At 68.1% G+C, this 18,714-nt stretch carries 17 protein-coding genes; 5 read left to right on the forward strand and 12 right to left on the reverse strand.

Features of this window, described 5'->3' with window-relative positions; genetic code table 11:
• Positions 1-49 precede the first annotated feature (49 nt).
• Positions 50-538: a hypothetical protein gene (locus V6U86_RS10580; RefSeq protein WP_334501385.1), complete on the reverse strand. Its 489-nt coding sequence runs from the start codon at positions 536-538 to the stop codon at positions 50-52.
• A gap of 92 nt (positions 539-630) precedes the next feature.
• Entirely contained in the window at positions 631-789 is a 159-nt protein-coding gene (locus tag V6U86_RS10585; RefSeq protein WP_334501387.1) for a hypothetical protein, read from the reverse strand.
• A 113-nt stretch (positions 790-902) separates the two neighbouring features.
• On the opposite strand from V6U86_RS10585, the gene V6U86_RS10590 reads away from it, so the two are divergent.
• The 3 genes from V6U86_RS10590 (at position 903) to V6U86_RS10600 (ending at position 3,210) form a co-directional block, all read left to right on the forward strand.
• Entirely contained in the window at positions 903-1,469 is a 567-nt protein-coding gene (locus V6U86_RS10590; protein ID WP_334501634.1) for a helix-turn-helix domain-containing protein, read from the forward strand.
• On the forward strand, positions 1,469-2,608 hold the full coding sequence (locus tag V6U86_RS10595) for a hypothetical protein (protein ID WP_334501389.1): 1,140 nt from the start codon (positions 1,469-1,471) through the stop codon (positions 2,606-2,608). The genes V6U86_RS10590 and V6U86_RS10595 overlap by 1 nt, the downstream gene beginning before the upstream one ends.
• Positions 2,609-2,817: 209 nt before the next feature.
• Positions 2,818-3,210: a hypothetical protein gene (locus V6U86_RS10600; protein ID WP_334501391.1), complete on the forward strand. Its 393-nt coding sequence runs from the start codon at positions 2,818-2,820 to the stop codon at positions 3,208-3,210.
• A gap of 460 nt (positions 3,211-3,670) precedes the next feature.
• Here V6U86_RS10600 and V6U86_RS10605 read toward each other — a convergent pair whose 3' ends face one another.
• The 4 genes from V6U86_RS10605 to V6U86_RS10620 form a co-directional block, all read right to left on the reverse strand.
• Positions 3,671-4,984: a hypothetical protein gene (locus V6U86_RS10605; RefSeq protein ID WP_334501393.1), complete on the reverse strand. Its 1,314-nt coding sequence runs from the start codon at positions 4,982-4,984 to the stop codon at positions 3,671-3,673.
• A 60-nt stretch (positions 4,985-5,044) separates the two neighbouring features.
• Entirely contained in the window at positions 5,045-6,223 is a 1,179-nt protein-coding gene (locus V6U86_RS10610) for a hypothetical protein (RefSeq protein ID WP_334501395.1), read from the reverse strand.
• A complete protein-coding gene (gene pglX, locus V6U86_RS10615) occupies positions 6,220-9,795 on the reverse strand; it encodes a BREX-2 system adenine-specific DNA-methyltransferase PglX (RefSeq protein ID WP_334501397.1) in 3,576 nt (1,191 codons plus the stop codon). The genes V6U86_RS10610 and pglX overlap by 4 nt, the downstream gene beginning before the upstream one ends.
• 72 nt (positions 9,796-9,867) lie before the next feature.
• Entirely contained in the window at positions 9,868-10,107 is a 240-nt protein-coding gene (locus V6U86_RS10620; RefSeq protein ID WP_334501400.1) for a winged helix-turn-helix domain-containing protein, read from the reverse strand.
• 313 nt (positions 10,108-10,420) lie between these two features.
• Here V6U86_RS10620 and V6U86_RS10625 point away from each other — a divergent pair, with 313 nt between their 5' ends.
• Positions 10,421-10,699 (forward strand): DivIVA domain-containing protein, encoded by a 279-nt coding sequence (locus V6U86_RS10625; RefSeq protein ID WP_442934914.1) that lies wholly within the window; start codon positions 10,421-10,423, stop codon positions 10,697-10,699.
• The gene (locus V6U86_RS10630) at positions 10,696-10,998 is read left to right on the forward strand and encodes a hypothetical protein (RefSeq protein ID WP_334501402.1); all 303 of its coding nucleotides are present in this window, start codon (positions 10,696-10,698) and stop codon (positions 10,996-10,998) included. The genes V6U86_RS10625 and V6U86_RS10630 overlap by 4 nt, the downstream gene beginning before the upstream one ends.
• Here the strand turns inward: V6U86_RS10630 and V6U86_RS10635 are convergent.
• The 6 genes from V6U86_RS10635 to V6U86_RS10655 form a co-directional block, all read right to left on the reverse strand.
• The gene (locus V6U86_RS10635; protein WP_334501404.1) at positions 10,979-11,785 is read right to left on the reverse strand and encodes a hypothetical protein; all 807 of its coding nucleotides are present in this window, start codon (positions 11,783-11,785) and stop codon (positions 10,979-10,981) included. The genes V6U86_RS10630 and V6U86_RS10635 overlap by 20 nt on opposite strands.
• A gap of 164 nt (positions 11,786-11,949) precedes the next feature.
• Positions 11,950-12,615, reverse strand: coding sequence for a hypothetical protein (locus tag V6U86_RS10640; RefSeq protein WP_334501406.1), 666 nt, complete (start codon positions 12,613-12,615; stop codon positions 11,950-11,952).
• A gap of 206 nt (positions 12,616-12,821) precedes the next feature.
• Positions 12,822-13,046: a hypothetical protein gene (locus tag V6U86_RS10645; RefSeq protein ID WP_334501408.1), complete on the reverse strand. Its 225-nt coding sequence runs from the start codon at positions 13,044-13,046 to the stop codon at positions 12,822-12,824.
• Between the two features lie 319 nt (positions 13,047-13,365).
• A complete protein-coding gene (gene pglW / locus V6U86_RS10650; protein ID WP_334501410.1) occupies positions 13,366-17,781 on the reverse strand; it encodes a BREX system serine/threonine kinase PglW in 4,416 nt (1,471 codons plus the stop codon).
• A gap of 53 nt (positions 17,782-17,834) precedes the next feature.
• Positions 17,835-18,002 (reverse strand): SHOCT domain-containing protein, encoded by a 168-nt coding sequence (locus tag V6U86_RS33365; protein ID WP_442934915.1) that lies wholly within the window; start codon positions 18,000-18,002, stop codon positions 17,835-17,837.
• Positions 17,954-18,571 (reverse strand): restriction endonuclease, encoded by a 618-nt coding sequence (locus V6U86_RS10655; RefSeq protein ID WP_334501412.1) that lies wholly within the window; start codon positions 18,569-18,571, stop codon positions 17,954-17,956. Before V6U86_RS10655 ends, V6U86_RS33365 begins: the two co-directional genes overlap by 49 nt.
• Positions 18,572-18,714 lie beyond the last annotated feature (143 nt).

Raw genomic sequence — 18,714 nt, forward strand, 5'->3', positions numbered from 1 at the left:
CACTACCGCCGCTGACGCTGGCCGATGGGCAGGCCAACGGCCAGCCACCTCACCGTCCTCGAGCTCCGTCCAGAAGCGATGCGAAGTGCTGCGCCAAGTCCGGTGTGGACATGTAGAGCAGAAGGGAGTTCTCGTGGAACTTCATCCCCGCAGCGCTGTTCGAGTTCCGCATCGGCGCGTAGGGAAGCGCCTTCTTGCTGATGATGAGCACCATGAACGTCCCGCTCACGTGAACCATGCGCTCCACCTCGGCGACCTCCGAGACGGCGATCTCGCGTTCGAGCTTCCGCTTGAATTCCATGACCCGTTGCGATGTGAGCACCGCCAACCGCTCGAACCCGCCGTTGAGAAAGCCGGGAACGATGGTCAGCAGTTCCTCCCCACTGCGCAAGTTCGCATCGATAATGGTCTGTCTCGCGGCGAGCTTCTCACATCCGGTCCGGTACACCCGCTTGCCGACCTCGTCCGATTTAAAGTACGGGCTCAGGGCGTCCGCGTACTTCGAGGTGAGCGGTGTCGTCGAGGAGAACAGACCCAAGATCAGTGCCTTTCTGTGAAGGGAATGGTGCGGCCGGTCGGCTACCGGTGGCGTGTCCCGGCACACCCGGGACGCGCCACCGGTACCGGCGTTTACTTCGAGCCCTGCGCGCCCTTGATGGCCGCGCTACCCAGGGCCGACTTGGTGCGGTCCGACACCTCCTTGCGGGGCTTGGTCTCACTCGCGTTGGGGCTTTCCTTGTTCTCCGGCGAACGGGGCATCTGCTCCTCCATCTCATGACTGGTCGACATCGGTCCACCGGCCCAGGATGGGCGCTCGGCACCACCCGGAACGGACGTGAACAGCCTCGCCCGACAGCGACATCCACGTCAGCGGCATGGGACAAAGATGGGACAGCGACTTCATGGACGGTCGACTCCTCGCCTCCAACCACGAGATCGGTGCAGCGCTGAAGCGGTTCCGGGGACGGCGGAGCCTCCGAGATATGGCAGAGGCGGCCCACGTAAGCAAGTCCAGCCTCAGCCGCTACGAGAACGGCGCACCGATCCCACTACATCTGGCTTCGGTGCTCGACCGTGTCTACTCGGCCCAGGGCTGGATCGAAGCCACTGTCCTGTCCGGCAGTCGGGGGCACTGGGATCCGTGGCGCACCGACGAGGTCAGTAGCCTTCACGTGCACACCTGGCCATCCGGGTACAGCGGCCTGGTGGCGATACACCTGCGGCCGACGCCGGCAACCGTCGGCCGGACACACCAGATACGACTGGCCTGGGGTCCGTGGAGTGCCCGGTTGACACTGGCCCTCCCCCGACCCGGCTCACGGCTGATGACCGGCAAGAGCCGCGACGAGGTGTCCGTACCGGTCCAACTCGACTGCGACCCGCCCGTACACGCGCTGTTCCTCGTCGGCGCGCCGGACGATGAACCACACGTCGACATCCGGTCGCTCTGGTACCGGGCGGTGGGCTGATGCTACGGATCATGTTGTGTGGCGCCCACGACACAGAGCGCTACCGCGAGGACTTCATTCACGTCGCCAACGGCTTTGACGCGGAGGTCTGGCACTACCTGTCCGGGGACATCCTGCATGTCAACCATGCGCAGGCGAGCTGGGAGACCAACTCGCGCGACACAGTGCAGCACGCACATGTGTGCGTGTTCGTCATCGTCGAGGCGTACGGGGAGATCACTTGGAGGACGGAGCTGCGGGAGGCGCTGGTCATCGGGAAGCCGACCCTGGTCTTCTGCCTCGATCGGACCTACCAGGTGTACAAGACTCTCACCAGAGAGGCCGCCGGAATCCTCGACCCCGACAAGCAGAAGCTTGTCGACATCCTCAGCGAGGTGGAGTCAGAGCGCCAGTTGACCATCATCCCGTTCTCGTACGGAGGCTTCAAGGACCGCTTCAAGAGTCAGCTGTCCAGACTGACGGAACTGGCCCTACGCCAGATGGAGGAACGCAACAGGCGGGCTGCGGTGGCCCGGCTGTTCAATGAGCCCACTCGGCTCAGCCGGTCCGAACTACTGGTCGGCGCTGCAATCGCGGTCGACGAGTTCGAGAACAAGATCGCCCGTAAGCAGGCGATTCGCGTGCTCGCCGCGCACCGCGCCGCAGACGAGGAGATCATCATCGCGCTGATGTCCAGCATGGAGCAGGGCGTACAGCGACTAGCGATCGAGCTGCTACCGCAGCTCTACGTACCCCGGCCCGCCGATCCAGAGTTCTTCGCGCACTGCATCTCGGTGGCAAACCGGGCCGCTGACGTCGGCGTCGCCAGACGCCTCATCCCGGCGCTGGTCGACATCGACCTGCCCGCCGCCGTCCGCGCGATGGCTACGCTCGAACTCGTCGAGTCCGGTGCCCGCCGTCGGCTGGCCGAAACCCTCGAGACGTACGAGCAGCACATCAACGATCCCGAGGTGGTCGACGGCGTGTGTTCGCTGCTCACGCGCTGTCTGACGAGCGAGGCAGAATTGGACTGGAAAAATCGCTGCCGCGCGTTCTACGAACGGCTGACCTCGGGTCGGCCCCGCGATGGCGGCCACTCCAGCCACAATGGGGATGGACGGCCACAATGTCCGGACGACGGCAACCGAGCGGCCGATTGAGCCCACCTAAAGATCCAACGCAATTTCGTCCGAAAGTCGTCGTCGAATTGACAGATCTTGTATAGCGCGTGAATCAGGGGTTGCGATTTCCCTGTAAGTAGAGTGCACTCACTTTTGCCCCGACGATGGGCAGAAGGCCGGTGCGACCGAGCAATTACTTCTGACGCATGAGCGCCTTCTTCGTCAAGAAACGGCATAGGAGGGTCAACATGGCGACTTGGGCCGACCTCAAATCCTACGTACGGTCGAACTACAAGATCTCCGATGAGCAGCAGGACCTGATCAAGCTCGTCTTCGAGACCGGGAACCTCCGTTCGCAGGTGGTGCTGCTCTGGCATGTCACCCTGGCGGACGGGTCCGAGGAGTGGGTGCAGATCGAGTCATCCTTCGGGGATTTGCAGTCGGTCAATGTGGTGCAGGCGCTGCGCGAGATCGGAGACACGGTCTGCGGTGGGATGTCCGTCCTGGGCGACATGGTGACGTTCCGCCACGCCGTGCCGCTGCTCAACCTGAACATCAACGAGTTCGAACGGCCACTGGCGCTCGTGACCTCGACCGCCGACCGACTTGAGCACCTTCTCACCGGAGCCGACCGGTACTGAAGCGTGACGCGTCGAGGGCAGGCACGACGGGCTGCTCCAGTCAGGGAGCTTTCTGACCGCGGCCGCCGGCGGCGAGATACCAGCCTGGAGCGATTCGACCGCCGACACGAAGCAGGCGTCTGGTGTTCGAGAAGAACTGGCGCGGGTGACGCGCCGCGAAGTGAAACAGGAGGCAAACGTGGGCTGTGCATGCGTCAAGGCAGGCAAACCGAAGTGCGCGTGGTGCAAGGAGGCTGAAGGGCTCAGGCGGAAGCCCTCGGGCCACAACTGTCAATGGGGAACCTGTTCCTGAACGCCCGCCGAGCCGTAGATGCCCCTGATCTGTCCGAGCTGGCCAGGTCAGGGGCCTTCGGAGCTGGGCCACTCAGTCTTTCTCGTCGCGTTCCTCGCCGTCCCCGCGCCGACGTAACGCTCGTTCTGCGATCCGGCTCAGCTGATCAGTTCGCGCCGGCCTTCCAGTTCAGGCGGCGACTGCAGGGAACACCACGAGCGATCCGTCGCTGCCTCGTTCGATCTCAATCGCCATGTCGGTCTGTTGGCTTCCCACGGCGAGCCCATCACCCCAGGCGCGCAGGCGGTACGCCGCCTTGAGCAGCTCGTCGACCTCGCCCTGCGTGAACATGATGTTTCGGATACCGCTGTGCCGCTTCAACTCCACCGACGACAGCCGAAGCAGAACCGAGTTGATGCCTGACTCCAGCTCGTCGATGCGGCGCTCATCCTCTTGCAGGCTCACGACAAAGCTTTTGAAGGGGTTGTCCGCACCCGCCAGCTGGGCATGTTCCACCGCTTGGAGCACGAGCACTCGGCGTTTGAGCGCGATGGCGAGTCGCGCCAGTTCCAGGTGGGCGCGGAACGCGCCGCTTTCCTCATTGATGCCGGGGAACGCTTTCGTCAACACGCCGAGCTCCAGCGGGCCGTCGGGTAGCGCCGCAAGCGCCTGTTGCCACTTCGTGAGCCGACGTTTGGTTCCCTCGATCGCCGTGTTGATCGCGTACGAGGAGGAATCCAGGCCCAACGACAGGCCGACGCGGCCCTGGTCCAGAAGGACCGACGTCGCCTTGTCGATGGCGTCACGGCAGCCGTCCAGCGCGTTGCGTTCTCTTTCCAGGCTGTCGTCGTGCAACTGCTCCAGGAGGTCGGTGATGCGCTCGATAGCCTGCTGGCGTTGGTGATCGGCGTAGGCGCTGACGCCGACCGCGACGGCCATCAAAACGAGTGGCGCGGCCACTGTCAACGCTCCGGCCCCGGCCGCTGCCACACCCGCGGTGGCGGCTGAGCCGGTCGCCGCCCCGGCAACGGCGGTCTTGCCGGCAACGGGCACGAATGTGGCCTGGGCTGCGATGCCGGTGGAGTTGACCAACGCGCTGTGAATGCCTCCCGCGGATGCCCTCGACGTCATGGGTCGGACGAGTCCCTTACCGACCTGCGCGGCGACCTTGGCCGGCACCACCATGCGGTAGAGCACGTCACCCGAGGTGGCGGCGTTCAACGTTCTGGGCGCTGAGTTCGCGGTCTGACTGACGAGGTGCGACAACTGCTGAGCGAGCGGGCTGGTCGCGTGCAGCGGAATCCCGCTCGCCCGGTCGCGTCTGGTCGAGATCGGATAGGCCTCCAGTGTGGCGATGGGGGCACCTGCGAGTGTCGCCAGGGCCGTTCTCAGCTCGGCGAGCCGGGCCGGCGTCATGCCATCGGCACCGAGCACGTCGGGCACACTCACCGGCTCCGTGGCGAGCGTCCACAACGGCACCTGCGCCGTGTCAACAGTGGTCACGTCTTGTTCCCTCCCCGAACTGACAGCACCATCGCCGCGCTGGCGACACCAACAGAATCCTCAGGGCGTTGATCGCAGCCTGGTCGTCCAATCCGCTATGCCCTCGCCCTGGATCAGGACGACCTGGTTCTCAGCGCAAATGTCGAACCAGGCCTGGGCCGTGCATCTCGACACGACCAGCACGGGCGTCGCATCGACTCCACGCCTCGCGAGGAGGTGACGGTATTCGAGGACCTGGCCGAGGCCCAGCCGCAGCTGCTCCACCTCGTTGCCCCCGACCACACTTTTTACCTCGGCGATGAACTGTCGCCCATCGGCATCCCGCCACGCCAGATCCACCAGGACGTCACGCAGTCCCGCACCAGCCCGTATGCCCTCGGCGTCGAGGTGGTCGATCAACGCCCGGCACAGCCGATCGTGCTCACTCACCCCGGCCCGGTAGGCGTTCGCATCAAACGACCGCTGCGCCGGCAGGTCGGCCGGCGCAGCCGACCCGGCGTACTCCCGGTCGAAGCCCCGCTCCCCGCCGGTCTCGGCGGACACCGCATCGGAGATCAGGGCCTCGCCGGCTCGCCAGGCACGGCCAGCTACCTCGGGCCGGTATCGGCTCTCGAACGGGAACGGGCCAGCCGCCACCCAGGCGTTGAGCATCCGCGCGGCGGCCATGACCGGTGGCTGCCGGAGCAGCCACAGCGCCGTATCGATGTCGGGGCAGGTGAAGAGCAGCTTGTCCTCGGCGAGGGTCTTCGTCAGGTCCTCCCCCACGTCGATGCCGCGCCGTCCCCACTCCTCCAGGTTCGCCGTACCGGCGTCCATGGCCAGGCCGATCGGTGCCGCGGCCACCCGCAGCCACACCTCCTCGCCCGACTCGTACACGCCGAGGGTTTCCAGCACGCCGACGGTCAGCCGCAGCAGCGGACCGTGGCGGTCGCTCACCCGCGACAGCAGCCAGTGCGTGCCGGCGGTCGGTGCCGCCTCGGGCACCGCCATCCGGGCCACCCATCCCGCAAAGGCCCAGGCGGCGCGCTGCGATTCGTCCAGCCCATCGGCCCAGTCAGTGTCGAAGGCTGCCGGCGGCGGCTCCAGTGGCGCTGGCTCCGGGTCGGCGAACACCCACGCCGCGAGGTCGGCCGGCTCGGTGAGCTGCCACAGCCGGGAACGGCGGGCTGCCAGGATCCCGGTCAGCTCCTCGACGTCGTCCGCCGACCACAAACCGGCCGGCACCGACTCGGTCGTCATACCCTGGCCTTGCGGCCGCGGGTGGCTTTCGCCGGACGCCACGACGTGAGCGCCTCATCGGTGAGGTGCAGCCGGTTGGTGGTCTCGGCGAGAAAGCCCTCGTAGATGTCCGCCGGCGACGCGCCCCACTCCGGGTCGAACTCGCCGTGCCACTGGCGTACCCAGGGAAGGATCTCGCGCAACCCCGCGACCAGCGGCAACAGCCGGTCGTCAGCCCAGCCGTCCTCCTGCTCGCGGGCCACGATCAGGGTGGCCAGGGCCTGGGCCTGCTCGCGGTGGTCCCAGCCGGCCCAGCCGACCAGCAGCGACGGGTCGCCGTCGCGACTGGCGCCGGGGTACGAGACGAACCGCTCCTTGGGTACGTCGAGCTTGCCCCGATGCTTCCAGAAGCTGCTCTTGAGGAAGTCCGCCGAGGTGTACTTCGGCGGCACCGGGATGCCCTTGCGGAACTCCCGCTTCGCCGCCTCGTCGGGCAGCGCGTCCTCCTGCCGTTGCAGGTCCCACACCTGCTCCCAGTCGGCGCGCTTGACCAGCCCGGTGTCCTTGTAGCGCAGCGCGGCCAGGTGCGGCACGTGCTCGTCGGCGACCAGGTCGGCGATCACCTTGCCGAGATCCTGACCGGGCGCGTAGAGGCTGGCGACGGTGAGCACGTCGGCGTCGCGGCGCAGCTCGTCGGCGAGCTGGGCGGTGGTCAGCGGGCGCGGCTGCTCCAGGCCGTCGACGTGGTGGTACCACAACTCCCGCGCCTCGCACCGGTCCAGCAGCCAGTCCCGCAGGGCCTTTTGCTGCATGACGTCCCAGCCCTCGCTGGCCCAGCGTCGCTTGCACTCCGGCCGCTCGATCAGGCCGATGTTGCGGTTGCCCTCAATGACCGCGATCCGCCGCTCCACGACCGCCTTGTACTCGTCCGACCAGTGCGCCGGCAGCTCCGTGATCGGCGTCGACTTGTGTCGAGCAAACCACTGCGTCTCCGCCTCACCAGCGGCCACCTTGCGAGCGAGCACGATCTCGAACGCCCGCTCCCCCAGGCTGAGCATCGGCGGCCGGACGCTCTCCGGCGCTGTCAGATCCTCGTCCAACAGCCCGTAGAGCGAGTAGACCTGCCAGTCCAACTCCTCCTGCAACGAGATCATCTGGCCCCGTGTGATGTGCCATTCGTATGCGGCAGGGTCCAACCGTTCACGAATGGGCACCCCGGAGGCCGTGACCGCCGCTGGGCTCACCGTGGCGAGCCGCTGCGCCAGGCCGTCGATCTCCCGGCTCAGGTCGAGCGGGTACGCAGGCGGCAGCGGAAACTCCTGCAGCTTGGTTCCGGTGAACTCGTAGAACTCTTCCCACTCGTCGCCCCGGTAACCTTCGTTAACACCCCCATTGCCCTTTCCATGGCTGACCTGCTTAAGCCAGAAGCAGGCGGTCGAACTGTTGAGCAACCCGAGCAACCGCAGGTGGTCTTCCTCCGAGGCCGCCTGCGGCAACTTGATTACCGGCGCCGACTGCTTGAAGACCTTCCCACCTCGATCCAACACAAAGTGGTTATGCGTCGTCACGAAAGCGAATGCGATCGACAGCGGTGTCCGCAGTTTGCTCGGGTAGACCTCCTGCCATTCCCACCAAACCATCCCGCGCTGAAGCATCGGCACTCCGAACCGCTTCCGGCCAGAAATCGCACTGCGGAATGGCTCCAGGTAGGCCGCATTGCCTACCTGCTTCGCCAGCGGCAGCACCTCAAGGTTGTCGTCGTAAACCCACACGGCCTCCGCATCGACAGCGATCAGGTAGTCGCGGATCATATCCCCGGTTACAAGTGGCCGGGTGTCATCGACGCGAAGCCTCTTCCGGGCACCGTTGATGGGAAGAAGGAAGAGGTCGTCTTCCCCAGTCACCGAGGTGATCCCAATTGAACCGGCAGTCGCGGAGAGCCTTGCTGACGCCGATTCCACAGCCGCCAGTAGAGCGTCGGCCCCACCGCCGCTGAGGCTCCACGGGTGGGATGCGAGCCCCGTCCTGGCGAGGTCACTGACGCTGACCCACTGGCTTTCCGAGCCTGGGCGGACGACCTGGTCGATAATCGCCTGCCACACGAGGCCGTCGCGCGGGTTGTCCGGCGCGCTGGGCTCACCGCGGATACCCATGACCGTGCGGATGGTGCCAGCCCGGCCGCGGTTGGTGTTGCGGCCGATCAGGATGACGGTCGGGGTGCCATGCCCGGGGATGTAGGCGCCGGACGTGTCGATGACGTGGGTCAGGTTGACCTCGACAGCAAACAACTTCTCGATCATTTTCTTGCCGAACTCACGCTTCATGAACGAGTTGGCGGTAATCTGCCCGACGTGCCCAGCAGCATTGCCGTCTCCGTTGCCTGGCTTGGCGAGTTGGAAGAAGCGCTGCACGAAGGGCACAGATAGTGCGTACTTGCCGGAGCAGGCGTTGTACATCTCGCGGTATGCCTCATTGAGGCCCTTGTCCTTGACGGTGATGTAAGGCGGATTGCCAACGACCACGTGATAGCGGCCGGGGCTGAGGATGCCGGAGTGCTCCTGCACGTCCTCAGTCGCGTAGGCGAACTCGGTCATGGCGTCGTTGCCGAACAGAGTGCCCTGACGCCGCTTGATAAGCGAGTCGCCGACGGCGAGGTGCATTGGGAAGGTGTAGCCGGCCGAGTCGGCGAGCGCCTTGGCACCGCAGGCGCGCAGAGCAGTTGCCAAGAGACGGAAGCGGGCGATGGCTACGGCGAAGGGGTTGATGTCGACGCCGTGGACGGCGTCGAGGGCGAGGCGTACTCGCTCGTGGGGGTCGCGGTTGGGGGCGTGTTGCTCCCACTCCTTGAGGAGGCGGTGGAACGCGCCGAGGACGAAGTGGCCCGAGCCGCAGGTTGGGTCGATCATCTTGACCACGTCGTGGCCGAACTCGGCGATCGCCGGGGTCAACGTCAGGTCGAGGATGAACTCTTCGACGAACTCCGGGGTCTGGAGCAGGGCGTAGGTCTTGCGGGCTGCCTCGGAGAGGTCCTGGTAGAGGTCGCCGAGGAAGCGGGTGTCCCACTCCGGGTCGGTGAAGTCGTGCACCAAGCCGCCGGACTCGCCGCGCCGGCGCCAGAAGCCGATCAGTTCCTTGGCTACGTCATGTGACAGCGGGATTTGGTAGAGCGGGTTGTGCCGCTTGTCGAAGAGCGACTTGCCGGCCTGGGTGCTGGCGATGGCGTCGTAGCCCTGGTGCAGCCAGTCGCGGAGGGTCTTGTCGGGCTGGTCCCGGAAGAACTGCGCCTCGGCCTCCTCGGCGAGGACCAGGCGATCCGCCGGGCCAGCCAGGTAGGGATCTGGCAGCAGGCCGTTGTCCTCGCAGAAGCGCACGAAGACGGTGCCGAGCACCCAGGCGACGGCGGCCTGGGTGACCCGCTCGTCCCGCCACGCTGTCCAGGTGGCGGCGGTACGCCCGACCTTGAAGGCGTGGTCGTACTCACCACGCAGGCGGAGGCGCACCTCCTCGACCGACTCGGCCTGCTCTCGCAGGTCCTTTTCCAGGTTCTTGACCTGCTTCTGCAGGTCGGACAAGAGCAGCTTCCGGTCGATCACGCGACGACTCTAGTCGCAGGGCTGTCACGAGGGAGTTACCCGTAAGGTCCGTTCTGGCCGACGGGTCGCTACCTACGGCTCCCGCATCCAGGTCCTTGGATCGGTGACGAAGACGCCCTTGCCCTGCTGCCGCCGAATCACCCGCAGCGCCTCCAGCCGGGCGTAGGCCATCTGCACTGTCCCGTGACTGACGTCGTAGCGAGCGCGCAGCTCAGCGATCGAGGGCAGCTTCTCCCCCGGCTTCAACCTCTTCGACCTGACGTCGGCGATCACATCATCGGCGATGCGCCAGTAATCCGGCACTTCTCGCATGGCACTCCTCGCGTGGCAATCCGATTTGATCACACCGCGACTCACCTAACAAGCAACGTTGACTCATCTGACATGTCTAGTTATGTTGGTTCCGAGCCGCTTCTCGCGTGGCAACGAGTTCGGCTCATCCCCTGGTCGGGGCGGGTGCGTGTGCCCGTCCCGACCCTCCGGACTGCTCTGCTGTCGTACCGCTGAATTGGGCTGCGGCGGCGGAGCCGGGCGGGTCGCCCGCGGCCCCCGAGCGGACGGCCCGCCCTTCCAGACCCACCACAAGGACCTTCCGCGCTCCCGCCTGCCCTCAGAGAGGATCGTCGTGGCTCAGGTGTATCGAGGTGGCCAGCCCTACCCCGCTGGCTACCCAGGCCGGTTGACGCCGCACGAGGTGCGGACCCGCGAGTTCGCCGCATGCCGGCGCGGCGTCGACCCCGGTGAGGTACGCGAGTTCCAGGCCCGGGTGGCCGACGAGCTGGCCATGCTCAACGAGACGGTACGGCTGCTCAGCCAGGAGAATGACCGGATCAAGCGGGCGCTGCGCGACTGGCAGACCATGCATGCGCGGGAGTGCCGCCCACCGAACACCGGTCACTGGTGACCGTGCGGCCCTCCCCCGGCGACCTGCTCACCATCGACGGCCGGGCCTCGGTGCAGTTCGCCGGGGACCGCGCCCTGACCTTCCGCGTCGTGTCGGTCTGCGACCAGCCGACGTACCAGGGCTGGGTCTGGTTGACCGGCTACGTTCTGAACCGCCGCGGCGAGGCGACCGCCAAGCGCGAGGTCTACGTCCAACTCGCCGGCCTCCGCCCCGCGCCCGAGCCGGTCGCCGAGCGGAGCGCGACGGCGGGTCGGGGCAGATCACGTGCTCCGGTCAGGGTCAACGGCTCCAGTCGCTGAGGGAGATGTCATCCGTCCAGTCGGAGCCGACCAGCGTCCCGTCGGGAAAGGCGGTGGCTGCCTCGTCCGGCTCAAGGTCGGCGTCGAGAATTTCCACGATCGACTCGTACAGCCCTGACAGCTGCCCCTCGCTCGCCTGCCTCACCCTGACGGCGACGTCCCTGCTCAGGCCGACACGGAGGTTGAGCAGGCCAAAGTGGGAGGTGAGGTAGCGCGGGTCCCGCACCTGCGGAGTTCCTGCGGCGATGGCGGCGAGGAACGGTTCGTAGTACGCCAGCATGTACCGGTCCAGGTCCAGGTCGATGTCGACCGGCTCGGGCCCGTCTTCGTCCGGGTCCACCACAGTGATCGACAACTCGTCCCGGTGCGGCGGGAAGGATGCGACGCAGCCCAGTGCGAGCCAGGGGCGTTTGCCGGAAATGGACTTCACCGAGCGCTTCTGAGCGACGAGGGTGTTCGGCAGGTCCGCCTCGATGCCGTTCGAGCGTCCCTTGGCCTCGGCGACCACCCAGCCTGCGGAGGCCAGGCCGAACAGATCCGCCCGTTTCCTAGTGGCGGAGAAGGCGACGTCCCACCTGCTCGCGTAGCGATCCATGTGCAGCAGGTGCGTCACCCCCAATTTTCGCTCGCAGAAGATTCCGGTCATCGCCTGCCCGAGCGAGTACGACAGCGTCACCTTCTCCGAGCGGTCCAACTCCCGGGCGAGGTCCGACTTCACCAGCCCGCCGCCGTCGGTCCTGCGCACGTACGCGGGGATGAGCGAGGTGCGGTGGACGAACTCCCACACGGATGCCCACCCGTGGCGCGCCTCGTCGCCTGGTGCCCTGCCCGTGGTGAACAGGGCATGGGCGAGATCGTCCGTCGTAAACTCCAGAACCGCGTTTGGTGAGATCAGCCCTGCGGGAAACGCAATGGCGCGGCAGGAGGCCGTGAACCTGTTCCGATGCGGCATCACGCACCCACCACCTCCGCCGCCGTGGGCTGCACCTGGTCGACCTGCACCGCCAGCCAGCGGAACTCGCCGTTGCGGCCGTCCAGGCGGGCGTAGTCCCGCCAGATCAGCGGGTAGTCACCGAGCAGGTCGCGCTGATTCGCCGCGAAGTAGCTGCCCTCGGTCCCCCAGCGAAGCCTTCCGCGAAGCCTGCGCCCCTCGTGCAGGCGGAACTCGCCGTCCCGCGTCGGCCGAGAGCCGGCCGGCGAGCTCCACATCCCACGGTCGTTGGTGAGCAGAACGGCCAGACCGTTCATCGGAGTCGGGCCCGGATGGCAGAACCGTTCCAGCCGGGCGATGTCGACCACGAAGCCCCGCCGGGCCAGATCCGGGGCGCCGTGGTGGCGCAGCCGGAACTCCTCGCCGGTGCGAGGGTCGACGCCGTCCCAGAGCGCGGTGAAGTACTTGAACTCGATCGCCGTCCGGCCATTCGGGCCAGAGCAGAGCAGATCCAGATACGCCCTCTCCTCCTGCCGGACTTCGAGCCGCACCTGCACCTCGTTGTCCAGGCAGTGCACCGCCCAGGCGAAGGCGTGCTGGAAATCCGCCTCCGAGTGGAACACGGTCCGCTCGGCCCGCAACGCGTCCATCACCACTGCCAGCGGGAGCGATCCAGCGATTCGCACCTCTGCCTGCTTAATCACGCTTCTATACCGTCAGCAGTTGTCGCAGTTCGGGTCATAGCCAGGCATGGTTCCTCCGTCGTCAGATGCTCGGTCGGGGAAGCGGGATGTAGGGCTCCAGCTCTGCGCTCACCCAGTGGGGCGGTGACTGCAGCGCCAGGCCGACATTGACGAAGACCTCGTAGAGCGAGGCGGCCTGCTTCCACTGGCTACCTCGCCTTGGCCTTGAAGACGATCCGTGGCTCCGGGCGGCCCCGGGCAAGCCAGACAACCAGGCTGACCGGCCAGAAAACCAGCGTCAGCACGGACGCGACGAACCATTCCAGACCGACTCCGCCGTCACCAATGACCTTGATCCGGCCCTGACCGAGACCCGCCCTGGCCCGAACGAAGATCATGCCGATGAAAAGGCCGACGAAGTAGATCAGCGGCACGACACATTCCATAGGGGTGCTCCCATCGCACACAGGCCATCCGTGGTGGCCGAGGGGCTGAGACTGAATCTTCTGCCGATCCATGCCGCATCGGCGCTGACGGTTAAGCCACGCTCACTTTGCGCCGGGTGGAGGCTCACCGTACGGAGTCTCGCGAAGCGACATCAAGGGCTTCCGATGAGTTACCGTCGGGTATGGACGATCCGGTCCCGTAGACGAGACCGGATCGGATTGGGCAGGCGGGAGACGGCCATCAGGAACTGACCGGTCGGCCGGCCACTTCACCTACCGGCCCGGTCAACCAGGGCGACTCGGTTGCTCAGGCCAGTACGCTGCGGTGGGCGTTGACCACCCAGGCGTCCGGCAAGCCGATCCACTCGTTGTCGCCCACCCGCACCACCGCACCGTCCAGCTTGGGCAGCAGCGCCGGGTCCTCCATCGGGCAGAGCACCCACACGCCCCCCGCCCCACCGCGCGCCGCGTCGGCCAGCTCGTAGAGCCGGTCCATTGCCCGGTACCGCGCCAGGACCGCCGCGTCGTGCAGCAGCACCGGCCCAGTCGCGGTCGACAACGAGGCTCGCAGCGACGGCACGGTGAGCTGCCACGCCTGTTCGACGTACTCCCCGAGCTTGATTGCCGCCCGGGAGCCCTCCTCGGCGATGTCCGCACCGAGCACCGTCTCCCAGGTCGGCTTCGGCCTGGCGTCGACCAGCGCGTGCAGGTGGTCGAGGAAGCGGGCCGCCACGTTGACCGGCCGGGCGTCGAAGCGCCGGACCAGCTCCTCCCGCGCCAGCCCGTACCGGGACAGTCGTACCGTCAGCGCCAGGAACCCGCCGACGGACCGCGCGCCGGTCAGTCGCTCCTCGGCCCGCATCGCCGCTGCCAGCTCCGGCGACTCGGCCGTCCAGCGGCTCAGCGCGGCGGTCACCGACGGACGCCGCTGCAGGATCGACATCGACGACGAAGCGGCTCGCGGCGGCGGCACGTACCGGTCGCGGTCCCAGCGCAGCTCGAAGCCGGCTTCGGCGAGTAGCCGGTCCAACTTGGGATGCGGCGGCAGCGGATCCAGCTCCGGGAAGCGGGCGGTCACCCGGTCGGCGACCTGCGTCGGGGTAAGCCCTCGCCGCCCTTCGCTGGTCGGGGGCACCACGCCGGCCTGGGCAAGCCGCAGCGCCCGTACCGGATCGAGGTCGCGCGGGTAGAGCTCCAGTCGCGCGGTCGCGGCGGCGCGCTCCGAGGCCACCGCGGCGAGCAACACCCGTCGCCGCTCGTCGATCGCGTCGGCCGCCCCGCCGGGCGCGGTCACCGCCGCGAGGGTACGCAACACCGTCGCCGGGCTGGGCAGCACCTCGCTGGCGGCGAGCTTGTCGGCGGCCTTGCCCAGCGCGTCGGCGTAGTCCAGCAGGGCCGGCGCGGCCGGGGTGTCCGGCGCGTCGTCCTCACCGGCCTCCAGCGCGACCAGCAGTCGGTCGCCGCGCGGGTGCGGCTTGCCGTTGATGTCAGCGCGGGCGTGCCGGCGCAGCAGCAGGCGCGGCTCCTCGGCGAGCGCGTCGACCTCCACCGCGGCCCGCACCGCGGCGACCGCCACCGCGAGACGCAGCGCATCCCCGGTGCGCACCGAGCCGCGGCTGCTCAGCAGGGCCGCGGCCAGCTCGGCGACGCCCATCACCCGGCCGCCGTCGCGCAACAACTCGATGATCTGGGTACGCACGCTGCCGACCACCGGGATGTCGTCCCAGCGTTTGCGCTGCTTGCCGAGGATCTGCGCGATCCGGGCAGGGGTGACACCCAGCGGCTTCGCCACCTGCGGGTGCTGCGGCCACAACGGCAGGTCCGGCAGGGCGCCCGCAGCGTCGGGCAGGTGCAGAGCCAGCCTGGTGGCCTCGACGTCGTTGGGGTTACGGCTGGCCGGGACGAGCAGCGTGGCGATCGCGTCCAGGCCGACGCGTACCAGATCGGGGTCACCATCCCCGGCTGCGGCCTCGGCGGCGACCTCCTCCGTCGCGGCCTTACGGGCGGCGGGCGTGGTGGGAATGGTCTCCCGCTCCCCCAGCCGGCCGCGCCACTCCTTGACCCGGCGCTGCAACTCCTGCCGGGTCTTCGCGCCGAGGCCGGGAAGGTGGGCGAGCTTGTTGGCCACGGCGAGCAGGTCGCCGACGGTGGTGGCCTCCAGGCGGTGCGCGGCAGAGACCGCGCGCGGGGTGAGGCCGGCGGCCTCCAGCGCGGTGGCCCGGGTGGCCCTCGTGGCCGCCTCGTCGCGGGCCGCCTCAGCGCTTTCGACGTTCGGCTCGTCGGGGGCGATCTCCGGATGGTCGGTGCCGACCGGGGCGCTGGCGTCGGAGCGGCGGAAGACCTGCTGCCAGGCGTCGCGCAGGTCCTTCAGCGAGGCGTACCGCTGGCGATGATCACGGTGCAGGGCGCGCTGGAAGAACTCCACCAGCTCATCGCGGATCGCCGGGTCGAACGCCTCGGCGGCCAACACCGGCGGGCCCTCGGTGAGCTGCGGCTCGGTGCCGCCGTCGCCCCAGACCGGCAGCTCGCCGGAGGCCATCTCGTGCAGGGTGACCGCGAGGGCGTACCACTCGGCGTGCTTGTCGTAGACCTGCCGGGTGGCGGTACCGAGGAAGGGGTCGAGGTAACGCGGCGTGCCGGCGTTGATCTCCTTGACCGAGACCCCGGCCAGGGAGAAGTCGAACAGCACCAGCTGCCGGGTGCGGTTGGGGCGGATCCGGATGGCGATGTTGTCGGGCTTGATGTCGCGGTGGTAAACGCCCTCACCCTCGAGATAGTCGAGGGCGCCGAAGAGGTAGTCGCTGTAGGTCTCCAGCTCATCGACGGTGAGTCGGCCGTCGTCGCGCAGCTTGCGGGCCAGGGTGTGGTCGCCGGCGTGCTCCAGCACCACGACAGTCCGGTTGCCGAGCTGCAACGGCTCGGGCCGGGCCAGCCGGATCACCCGGGAGTCGGTGAGCGGGCCCAGCACCCGGGCCTCGTGCGCGAGGCGGGCGCCCTTCTCGTCGGAGAGCCCGACCTTGAGCACCTCCTCCCGCCGGGTGCGCTCGTTGAAGCCGAGGAACGCCCGGCAGGTCGAACCGGTGCCGAGGCTCCGGACGATCTTCCACTCGCCTACCCGGTCGCCGCCCCGCGCTTCGAGAGGGTCGACCTGCTCGGGCTTCGGCTCCTCGGGGTGCACCGAAGGGGCGGACGGGGCGGTCAGCTCGTCCTCGACGACCTGGAGCATCTCCACGAAGTCGGCGACGGTGGTGAGCCGTTGGGTGGGCACCGGGGCGGTAGCGGCCTGGATCAGCTCATCGGCGAACTCGCTGATCCCGTCGGCGACCGCAGCGGCCCGCAGACCGTTGTCCCGGGCCAGCCGGGCGAGCAGCTCCGGGCGCTTGGCCGCCGGCGGCTGGCCGGTCAGGATCAGGTACGCCAACGCGCCGAGGCCGAAGACGTCCATCGCGACCGCGTCGGGCTTCGGCGCGGTCAGCTCGGGCGCGAGGTACGCCTCCGCCGAGCGCTCGATGTGCGAGGCCGCGTGCGAGGAGAGGGTGACCGGGTCACCGCTGCTTCCACCGCTGGAATCTGCGCCGCGGGTCGCCGCCTGCCAGTCGCTGATCTGCAGCTGGGGCATCAGCCATGCTTCGTCCTCGCTGCCGCCTCTCCTGGCGCGCCCCGGGCTGACCAGTACGCTGCGGGCCGACAGGGCCCGGTGGTGCAGCCGCCTGCGATGCGCGTACGCCACGGTCTCGGCGAGCTGGCGGATCATCGCCAGCCGGCTCAGCGCGTCCAGGCGGTCGCCGTACTGGGCCATGTAGTGGTCCAGGCGTACCGAGCGGGGGTCGTACCGGAAGATCAAAGCGGGGCCGGCCTCGTGCGACTCCATCGAGTCGACCTGCACGATGCCCGGGTGGTTGATGCCGTGCAACGCGAGCATCTCGCGCTTAGCGGCGCGTTCGATGCTGGCCCGCTCGGTCTGCACGGCGTTGCGTTCGACCAGGTAGATGCGCACCCGGCGGCGCTCCCGCTCCAGGTCACGGTGCCGGGCCTGGTGGTCCTGCCACGTCGGGCCGACGTCGAACGGACGGGTCTCCAGGTCCCACGCGCCGATCTGGTAATGCCGGCGGCTGCGGGCGATGCCAACCGCCTTGAGGAGTTCCGGTAGCGCCGCCGACACCTCCTTGGCGACCCGCTGGCGCTCGTCCTGTGGGGGCCGCTGCAGCAGCGAACCGATCGTCGGCAGCGAGCCGGGCTGGTGGCCGGGTGCCGGCTCCGGGCCGAAGATGCCGTGCAGGTGGTGCTCGGAGAGGCCGACGTGCAGGCCGGGCTTCGACAGGAAGACCGCCGCCTGCACGAAGGGGATCCTGACCGGCGGCCCCTTGCGCTGGGCCGCGGCGACCTGAAGCAGGGACTTGAGCTTCTTGGCCTTCATGTCCGCCAGGTGCAGCGGGTTGTCGAAGGTACGGGTCGCGCTCCCCGACGGGCCCTGCAGGATCCAGTTGGAGCCGCTGGAGATCAGTCGACCGTTCAGGCTCTTGATCTCGATGAGGTAGAGCCCGCCCGGGGCGGCGACCAGCAGGTCAACCTCGTAGGGGTGCCCGGTCTGGGCGGTGAAGGTGAAGTTCGACCAGGCACGGTAGGGCTCCGTGTCGGGTAGCAGAGCCTGGACGTGGGCCAGCGCCTCCCGCTCGTGCGCGAACTGCGACGGCGTGATCGTCGTCCACCGGCCCTCCTGCATTCCAGAGATCCTAGGGGGAGCGGGCTGAACCATCGGGGACCCCACCTGCGCAATCAGAGCCGGGAGAGTATTTCCGCCTTCTTGGTAGTAAATTCGACGTCAGTCAGAATGCCTGCGTCACGCAGCTCGCCGAGTTGTCGGAGCTGCGCGATCGGGTCGACCGGAGCTGCGCTCAGCCTCCCGCGATGCACCCCGGCGCCGGTCTCCCCGTCCAGGCCCACATCTCCAATGCGTGCCGGTCGACGAGCGTGATGTCCAGCTGCCGGGCTATCTGGATGCCGTCGCCCGCGGTGAAGAAGCTGTTCGTCACGAGCATGCAGATCTCGCCGCCATGGATCACCCGGCAGGTGCCGGCGAACCGCTGGATAGCGGCGCTGCCCACCCGGTTGTTGACGCTCTGCCGCTTGCACTGCACCACGACGCGTCGGCCGTCGGGAGCCAACGCCACGACGTCGGCTCCCCGGTCGCCGGAGCCGCCGCACACCGTCACGTCGCGAAACCCGGAGGCGACCAGGAGCCGGGCGAACCACTGCTCGAACTCGGGGCCGCTCATCGCGTCGGTCACGGCGATCAACCGGTCCCGCTGGGCCTGATCGGCTCGCTCGCGGGCCCGCTGCTTCGACACCAGGAGAACCACCGCGACCGCCCCCACGACGACGAGGCTCACCAGGAGCGCGGCCCAGTATGGATGCCGCCGCACGAAGTCGATGACCGCGCGGAGGAGCACGAAGACGACGACGGCACCCAGCGCGAGCACCCAGCCGTTGGCCGACCTGCCGCCACCGCCCACGCGGCGGACCGTCGATCTGCGCCGAACACTGCCGGTGCGCCGCCTTCGGTAGTGCGCCCGAACTCGCGCGCCACCTTTCCTGGTGTGTGACCTGACGTACGGCACGAGGCACCTCCCCGGTCGAGGAGGCTCCAGTGTCGCGG

The sequence above is a fragment of the Micromonospora sp. CPCC 205558 genome (genome assembly GCF_036902955.1).
Lineage (GTDB): Bacteria > Actinomycetota > Actinomycetes > Mycobacteriales > Micromonosporaceae > Micromonospora.

Coding starts and splice junctions, on each gene's coding strand:
- V6U86_RS10585 (WP_334501387.1), bottom strand. CDS start 789: ATGTCGACCAGTCATGAGATGGAGGAGCAGATGCCCCGTTCGCCGGAG.
- V6U86_RS10590 (WP_334501634.1), top strand. CDS start 903: ATGGACGGTCGACTCCTCGCCTCCAACCACGAGATCGGTGCAGCGCTG.
- V6U86_RS10595 (WP_334501389.1), top strand. CDS start 1,469: ATGCTACGGATCATGTTGTGTGGCGCCCACGACACAGAGCGCTACCGC.
- V6U86_RS10600 (WP_334501391.1), top strand. CDS start 2,818: ATGGCGACTTGGGCCGACCTCAAATCCTACGTACGGTCGAACTACAAG.
- V6U86_RS10610 (WP_334501395.1), bottom strand. CDS start 6,223: ATGACGACCGAGTCGGTGCCGGCCGGTTTGTGGTCGGCGGACGACGTC.
- V6U86_RS10620 (WP_334501400.1), bottom strand. CDS start 10,107: ATGCGAGAAGTGCCGGATTACTGGCGCATCGCCGATGATGTGATCGCC.
- pglW (WP_334501410.1), bottom strand. CDS start 17,781: ATGCAGGAGGGCCGGTGGACGACGATCACGCCGTCGCAGTTCGCGCAC.